This window comes from Mesorhizobium sp. M7A.F.Ca.CA.004.12.1.1, assembly GCF_003997835.1.
Taxonomy (GTDB): domain Bacteria; phylum Pseudomonadota; class Alphaproteobacteria; order Rhizobiales; family Rhizobiaceae; genus Mesorhizobium.
In genome coordinates this window covers 1-2,208 of the sequence record NZ_RZRK01000935.1, presented here as the reverse complement: position 1 = coordinate 2,208, position 2,208 = coordinate 1, and the positions used below count along the sequence as shown (strand labels likewise).

At 63.3% G+C, this 2,208-nt stretch carries 2 protein-coding genes; both read left to right on the top strand.

Annotated features, from left to right (window positions below):
- Window positions 1-154: 154 nt before the first annotated feature.
- Entirely contained in the window at window positions 155-1,213 is a 1,059-nt protein-coding gene (locus tag EN984_RS31950) for a dipeptidase (RefSeq protein ID WP_127268955.1), read from the top strand.
- A gap of 98 nt (window positions 1,214-1,311) precedes the next feature.
- On the top strand, window positions 1,312-2,208 hold an 897-nt coding region (locus EN984_RS31945; RefSeq protein ID WP_127384235.1), incomplete at its 3' end, for an FAD-dependent oxidoreductase.

Here is a 2,208-nt window from a genome sequence, read left to right as displayed (position 1 = left end):
GTGCTGAAGCGGTAGGGATTTCGTTGCCTGAAACGTTGCGGCAAGCGGCTGCCATCCTCCCGGGGCGGTCTGGCATTTGCGCGGGTGGCGCATCCTGCCTAAGTAGGTATGGTATATCTCAGCCGCCGCCGACAAACGAACCGAATGATCCCCTATGACCGAAACCGATCTCGTTCCCGTCTTCGACGGCCACAATGATACGTTGCTCAGACTCTATCAGTCGAAAGACACGGACGTCGAAAAGCTGTTCATCGAGGGGAAATCGGGCGGCCATATCGACCTGCCGCGCGCGAAAGCCGGCGGCTTCGCCGGGGGCATGTTCGCCATCTTTCCGCCACCTGTCGAGAAATCCAGGCGCGGCGCCGTGCCCCTGGCGCCGAGCGCCGCCGAACCGCTGCCCCCCGAGGTTCCGCGCAATGAGGCGCTGACCTCGACCATCGCGATGGCCTCGATCCTGTTCAGGCTGGAACGGGCCGGAGCGCTCACCGTCTGCCGCAGCGCCGGCGATGTGCGCGGTGCCATGGCGCAAGGCTCGATCGCCGCAGTGTTCCACATCGAAGGGGTCGAGGCGATCGATCCCGAGCTCACCATGCTCGACGTGCTGCATGAAGCCGGCCTGCGTTCCCTCGGCATCGTCTGGAGCCGGCCGAACGCCTTCGGCCACGGCGTGCCGTTCCGCTTCCCGTCCTCGCCCGACACCGGCCCCGGCCTCACCGATGCCGGCAAGGCGCTGGTCAAGGCCTGCAACCAGTTGAAGATCATGATCGACCTCTCGCATCTCAACGAGAAGGGCTTTCGCGATGTCGCGGCGCTCAGCGATGCGCCGCTGGTCGCGACCCATTCCAACGTGCACGCGATCTGCGGCCATTCGCGCAACTTGACCGACTGGCAGCTCGGCGCGATCCGCGAAACCGGCGGCATGGTCGGGCTGAACTTCGCAACCGGCTTCCTGCGCGAGGATGGTCGCATGAATGCCGACACAAGCCTCGACATCATGGTGCGGCATATCGATTCGCTGCTGCAGGCGCTGGGTGAGGACGGCGTTGGTCTTGGCTCCGATTTCGACGGCGCCATGATCCCGGCCGTCATCGGGGATGTCGCCGGCCTGCCGAAGCTGATCGATGCATTGGCGGCACGCGGTTTCGGCCGCGCACTGATCGAAAAAATCGCCTATCGCAACTGGCTCAATATGCTCGAGAAAACGATAGGTTAGAGACAGCCTGCGGCATGGCGTGTGCGGCCCGCCGGCATATGTCGACAAGGACATACTTCGTCGGTGGAAGCCGGATGCGATTGGGTGGATAGCCGGCAATGCTGAAGACCTTCACGGATGAGGGCGGCGAATTCGAGCGAACCGATGTCGTCATCGTCGGTGCGGGTTTCACAGGCCTGTCGGCGGCGCTCGAGATGAAGAAGGCCGACATCGATTTCATTCTGCTCGAAGCAGGCGACCGCGTCGGCGGACGCGTCGAGTCCCGCCTGAACGGACTTGGCGAACGGATCGATAGTGGCGGCCAGTTCCTGTGCGAGGACATGCCGGAATTGATGGCGCTGATCGAGGCGCGCGGCAAGACGCTGGTTGAAACCTATGTCGATGGCGATTTCATCACCCAGCCGACGATGTCCGTACAACGAGCAGAGCGGATCTATGACGCGGCAATGGCAATCCGCGAGCGCATGAACGGGATCGATCCGGACGACGTCTCGATTGCCGGACTGACCGTTGCCGACTGGCTTGCCCGCCAGCGCGATTCGGCCGACGCCAGGGCCGTCTTCCGTTCGATGATCGAAGGTCTCTGGTGCATGACGCTGGATCAGATTCCTCTCTGGTATCTGATCGACAATGACCGACGCGTCACCAACGAGGTGCCGGAGCTGCAATATTTCGTGCGCGAAACCATGCATTCACTGGCCGACGATCTGGCCCGCGACCTCAGTGATCGGTTGCGGCTCAGCGAGCCGGTCACGCGCATCGAGTATAGTTCGCAAGGTGTTCTTGTCGTTTCGGCCGGGGGTGCCATCGAGGCGCGCACGGTTCTGGTTGCCGTCCCCCCGGCGACGGTGACGGAGCTCGCCTTTGCCCCCGCCTTGCCATCTGGACTGGGGCGGGCGCTCGGCGCCTGGAAAAGCGGCGCGGCTATCAAGATCCTGGTGCGCTATGCCAAACCGTTTTGGCGCGGGCGGGATTTGAACGGCATGGTGATGTGG